Source organism: Nocardia carnea (assembly GCF_029868325.1).
Classification (GTDB): Bacteria; Actinomycetota; Actinomycetes; order Mycobacteriales; family Mycobacteriaceae; genus Nocardia; species Nocardia carnea_C.
Window position 1 is genome coordinate 1 of the sequence record NZ_JARWNW010000118.1, and the last position, 5,500, is coordinate 5,500.

The window sequence follows — 5,500 nt, forward strand, 5'->3', positions numbered from 1 at the left end:
GGGTAGCGCGGCCGGGGGGGGGGGGGGGGGGGGGCGGGGGGGCGGCGCGGGGCCCGGCGCGCGCGGGGCGCCGCCCGCGCGCCCGCCCCCCCCCCCCGCCCCCCGGCAGCCGCCGGCCGGGCGGGCCGCCGGGGGGCCCCCCCCCCCCCGCGCCCCGCCCCCCCGCCCCCCCCCCCCCCCCCCGGGCCGCGCTACCCCGCACTAGACCAGGTCTATCCGCCGCCAAGGGCTGGTCGGGCGTAGCCATAGTCGTAACAATTCGAGTCGGCGGTCCACCCCGCCGTCCTTGAGTTCGGCCAGGTCTTCACAGGCCTGCCAGTAGGTCCAGCCGGTGAGGTAGGCGTCACCGAACTGCCGCCAGTTGCGGTATTTGCGCTGGGCCAGCGGTAGCGCGCGGGCCAGATAGTCCCAGGCGACATCCGCTTCGATATAGCCGGCGGTATAGGCCATCCGGGCCACCGCGACCACCCGCGCCAGATCCCAGGCGTGGATATCGGCGGGCAGGGGGCGGGACAGATGATCGGTGAAACCGATTTTGATCGCTTGGGACCAGATGTCGTAGTCGCGGACCAGGGCTTCGGAATTGTCGATACCGCGGAACGAGGCGACCTGCCGGAGGAAGGCGCGGTGCCGGTCGGCGCGCTCACCGAACCGGTCCCGTTCGCTGGCGTTCAACGAGGCGGTCACCAGCGGGTGGACCAGGGCGTAGAGCGGGGCGTGCATACCTTCGAGGAGTTGTTCCATCGAGGCGCGGGCCTCGGTACCGTCGGTGATTCCCCAGGCTCCGGTGAGCGTGTCGATGGCCAGTTCGCGGCGGTCACCCAGCGGATGGTCACGTTCGGGGCCGAGCAGCAATTCGTCGTGGAACGCGTCCCAGCGCGCCGAGTAGAAGGCGCCCAGCGACAATGCCCGCAAGCGGCCATCGTCGATCTGCGCGCCGGACCAATGGTCCTCCTCGCGCTTGTCGAGCTCCGGATAGGGGAAGGGGGTCGGCGTGGGCAATCCGGCAGCAGCCATACCGTGAGTGTAGGACCCCCGTCCGACCCCGGGCCGGTCAATGTGTTTTCACATTTTCGGCTTGTCCTGTCACGGCACCGGTTCCGGCGCTAATGTGCATTCATGTGTAGAAACATCACCGTCTTGCGAGGTCTGGAACCCGCCGCCACCGAGGAGGAGATCTACGCCGCCGCACAGCAGTATGTGCGCAAGGTCGGTGGCCTGTCCGGACTGAGTTCGGCCACCAAACCCGCGGTGGACAAGGCAGTGGCCGCGGTCGCCGAGGCAACCACCACTCTGTTGACAGAATTGCCCGACCGGCGAGTTCCGCCCAGCTCCGAACCGCCACTGCGCCGGCTGGCTCGGGAAAACCTGTAACCACGCATTACCGGGACGCCGCGACCGGGCGCGGTGGCCCCAGAGAAGCTGCCCCGCATCTGTGAGATGCTGAGGCAGTTACCGATGAATTGTGTCACGATCGGTGCTGTGCGCTGATCCACTGTGATCGGCCACCAGCAGTTCCAGCACGATGCAGTGGGAGAACAGCAGTGACCGATACCGAATCGGAACGACCCGATACCGAGCCCGCCACGGGCCGGCCCCCGGACACGGATATCCGAGTCCTCAACCCCGCCACCGGCGAAATCGTCGGCAGCGTCCCCGATACTCCGGCCGAGCAGGTCACGGCGCGAATCGCCGAACTACGCGAGCACCAGCGCGAATGGGCGGCCATCGGCGCGAACGGGCGCAAAGAATGGCTGCTGAAACTGCAGGACTGGATCATCGACAACACCGAATCCCTCGCCGATGTTCTCCAGTCCGAAACCGGTAAACCCCGGGTGGATTCCCTCATCGACCCGATCTTCGGCAGCGATCTGATCGGCTACTACGCCCGGCGCGCACCCAAATTCCTGGCCGACGAGCATCCGGCCCCACACAGCCCGCTGGCCCGGGTGAAACGGCTGACCACGGTATTCGAACCGTATCCGGTGGTCGGCGTGATCACGCCGTGGAATTTCCCGCTGGCCATGCCGATCCTCGATGTGATCCCGGCCCTGGCGGCCGGGGCCGCAGTGATCTTGAAGCCGTCCGAGGTCACCCCGCTGTCGGCCCTCGAACTGGCCCGCGGCTGGTCCGAGATCGGCGCGCCCCCGGTGTTCTCCGTCGTCACCGGAGCCGGCGCGACCGGCGCCGCAGTGGTGGACAACGCCGATTACATCCAGTTCACCGGCTCCACCGCCACCGGCCGCCGGATCGCCGCCGCCTGCGCCGCCCGCATGATTCCCTACAGCCTGGAGCTAGGCGGTAAGGATCCGGCGATCGTGCTCGCCGATGCCGATCTCGATCGCGCCGCACACGGTATCGCGTTCGGCGGCATGTTCAACTCCGGTCAGGTCTGCATCTCGGTGGAACGGGTCTATGTCGAGGCCCCGGTCTACGACGAATTCGTCGCCAAACTGACCGCGAATGTGAAAGCCCTGCGCCAAGGTCGCGACGATCGCGTCCCCCGCAACGATGTCGGCGCCATGGCGAACGAGAGTCAGGTCGCGATCGTGTCCCGGCATGTCGAGGAAGCGGTGGCCGCGGGTGCGAAAGTACTGACCGGCGGTAAACGGACCGGTGAAGGCACATTCTTCGAACCGACGGTCCTGGTCGATGTCGACCACAGCATGTCCTGTATCACCGAGGAGACCTTCGGCCCGACCCTGCCGGTGATGAAGGTCGCCGACGAGGCCGAGGCCGTCCGCCTGGCCAACGATTCGGTGTACGGCCTGTCCGCCTCGGTATGGACCGGCGACAAGGCCCGAGGCGAACGGGTGGCGCGTGCGTTGAACGCCGGCGCGGTGAACATCAACGATATTTTCGCCAACCTGTTCAACTTCGCGCTGCCGATGGGCGGCTGGGGCGATTCCGGTGTCGGCGCCCGCTGGGGCGGTGCTCAGGGCGTGCGCAAGTACTGCAGGGCGAAGGCGATCACCACACCGCTGCTGCCGACGCAGGAACGCGAGCTGACCTGGATGCCCTACGACCTGAACAAGATCCTGATCGGACTGGGCGCCATGCGGGCGGCCGGTGCGCGCGGTATGCGCCGGATCGACCTTCCCGCCCTGCTCCGACTCAAGGGAGACAAACGATGACCGGCACCGTTTCCATCCGCGGTAAGGTTGTCGTGATCACCGGTGGCGCACGCGGAATCGGCCTGGCCACCGCCGTGGCGCTGGCGAAACTGGGCGCGAAGATCGCGATCGGCGATATCGACGAGAAGACGGTCAAGGAATCGGGTACCGATTACGATTTCGACCACTACGGCCGGCTCGATGTCACCGATCAGCAGTCGTTCAGCACTTTCCTCGACGATGTCGAGCGCGAGCTCGGACCGATCGACGTACTGATCAACAATGCGGGGATCATGCCGACCGGGCGGCTGGTCGACGAATCCGATCAGATCACCCGCCGGATCCTGGACATCAACGTCTACGGCGTAATCCTCGGTTCGAAGATCGCGCTGGCCCGGATGCTCGAACGCAGGCGCGGGCACATCATCAATATCGCCTCGCTGGCCGGTGAGACCCACATTCCGGGGCTGGCCACCTACAACGCCTCCAAACATGCGGTCTTGGGTTTCACCGACACCCTGCGCGAGGAGTACCGCGGGACCGGCGTCGAATTCTCCTCGGTCCTGCCGACCCTGACCAGGACCGAACTCGGGTCCGGCGTCGCGGCGCCCAAGGGTCTGCCGGCCGCGGAGCCGGAGGATATCGCCGCCGCTGTGGTCCGGCTGATCGCCAAACCCAAGGCGAAGGCCCGGGTGACGCGGGCTGCGGGCGCCATGTCGGTTTTCGTGAACCTGCTACCGCAGTCGGTGGGCGATGCGCTGGGCCGCTCGATGGGGTCGGCGCAGACCTTCCTCGACGATGTGGACAGCGAACAGCGCAAGGCCTACGAGGAACGTATCCGCAACGACTGAGACGCCGATCTTCGATCGGCCGATACACGCCGCGGCCCGCTACCGGCGGGCCCCGGCGTTGTGGGACCCCCCCTCCTGCCCGAGCTCCCCACGCCCCCCTCCCTCCGCCCCGCCCGGCGCCGGCCGGCGCCCCCGGCGGCGGCGGGCGCCCGGGCCCCCCGGCGGCGTTGTCGTCCGCACCATCGAACGCCCATCGAAACACTATTGTGATCAATGTCACTTGACGTGCATAGTCGGGTAGAGGCTGCACGAAATCCGCCGCCGCGGCCGCAACCCCGACAGTCCCGTGGCTTCATCACCCGAGGTGGGCACCGCATATCCCATGAAGAGCTCTACCACCGGAAACGCCCGGCGTTTTACGTCGTATCGCCCGCGGTCGTCACACAGACCGCGCGGCGCGAAACCGATGATGCACATCACCGTGATACCGAATAAGCTGTCACTAACAAACCTGCCGACTGTTTCCGGGCTGCTATGCGGACCTTCCGAACATATTAGGGCTGGAAATTCAGCAACGATTCTGATAGCAAGGTGCTATGGACCCGCATTTGCGCGATCTGCGGTATTTCGTCGCCGTCGCCGAGGAACTGCACTTCACCAACGCCGCCCAGCGGCTGCACATCGCTCAACCGACACTGTCGCGTCAAATCCGGCAGCTGGAACGTCAGCTCGATGTGGTCCTGTTCGACCGCAACCAGCGCAGCGTCGCACTCACGGTGGCAGGTAAGGAACTGCTGGGCGGTGCCCGCAAGATCCTGGAACTCTGGGAAACCACCAACGGCTCACTGCAGGAAGCGGGCGAAGTACTACGCGTCGGCCTGCAATCGAACCTGGGCCGCGGCCTGCTCAACGATCTGGAAAGCGCCAGCGGCCACCGGCTCGCATTGCACCAGGCCTCCTGGACCGATCCGTCCAGCGGTCTGTCGGGCCGCCAAGCCGATCTGGCCCTGGTCTGGCTCCCGCTACCCGACCCCAACCGCTACCGCTGGCAGGTGCTGCGCACCGAGCGACGCTGGGTCCTGCTCCCGGAAAACCACCCACGGGCAGGTCAGGAAATGATCGACTTCGCCGACCTGATCGACGAACCGTTCATCGCACTCCCCGCCGAAGCCGGTGCGGTCCGCGATTTCTGGCTGGGTAACGATGCCCGCAACGGCCGGGCGGCGAAGATCGGCGCAGAAGCCGCCACCCCGGAAGACCGGCTGGAAGCCGTCGGACTGGGACTGGGTCTGTGCATGCTGGCCGAGAACAACGTGCCGATGTACCGCTGGCCCGGCCTGACCGCGCGCCCCCTCACCGGGATCGCGCCGTGCGAACTCGCGGTCGCCTGGCGTGCCGACGACACCCGGCCGACCATTCTGGAATTCGGCCAGCGGGCCGTCGCCGGAGGTTTCGCGGAACCCCCCGCAATCCCGGCGTGAGTTTTCTGCGGCGCCTGCGGCGCCGCGGGGGTTGGGCCCCCTTTGGGGGGGGGGCGACCCAGTTGGGGCGGGGCGCGCACGGGACCACAAGTGGGGCGCGGGGGGGGAGGGGGAC

Annotated in this window: 5 protein-coding genes; 4 read left to right on the forward strand and 1 reads right to left on the reverse strand. The window is 67.4% G+C overall.

What is annotated here, in order from left to right:
- Window positions 1-201 precede the first annotated feature (201 nt).
- Window positions 202-1,017, reverse strand: coding sequence for a DUF1266 domain-containing protein (locus tag QH196_RS08485; protein WP_062972037.1), 816 nt, complete (start codon window positions 1,015-1,017; stop codon window positions 202-204).
- A gap of 102 nt (window positions 1,018-1,119) precedes the next feature.
- Between QH196_RS08485 and QH196_RS08490 the strand changes: the two genes are divergently transcribed.
- From QH196_RS08490 to QH196_RS08505, 4 genes are all read left to right on the forward strand, one after another.
- Window positions 1,120-1,374 carry a DUF2277 domain-containing protein gene (locus tag QH196_RS08490; RefSeq protein ID WP_280415208.1) on the forward strand — a complete coding sequence of 85 codons (255 nt, stop codon included), beginning with the start codon at window positions 1,120-1,122 and terminating at the stop codon, window positions 1,372-1,374.
- A 170-nt stretch (window positions 1,375-1,544) separates the two neighbouring features.
- On the forward strand, window positions 1,545-3,134 hold the full coding sequence (locus tag QH196_RS08495; RefSeq protein ID WP_432279457.1) for an aldehyde dehydrogenase family protein: 1,590 nt from the start codon (window positions 1,545-1,547) through the stop codon (window positions 3,132-3,134).
- Entirely contained in the window at window positions 3,131-3,964 is an 834-nt protein-coding gene (locus QH196_RS08500; protein WP_280415209.1) for an SDR family oxidoreductase, read from the forward strand. Before QH196_RS08495 ends, QH196_RS08500 begins: the two co-directional genes overlap by 4 nt.
- Before the next feature lie 536 nt (window positions 3,965-4,500).
- Window positions 4,501-5,385, forward strand: a complete 885-nt coding sequence (locus QH196_RS08505; RefSeq protein WP_280415210.1) for a LysR substrate-binding domain-containing protein — start codon at window positions 4,501-4,503, stop codon at window positions 5,383-5,385.
- Window positions 5,386-5,500 lie beyond the last annotated feature (115 nt).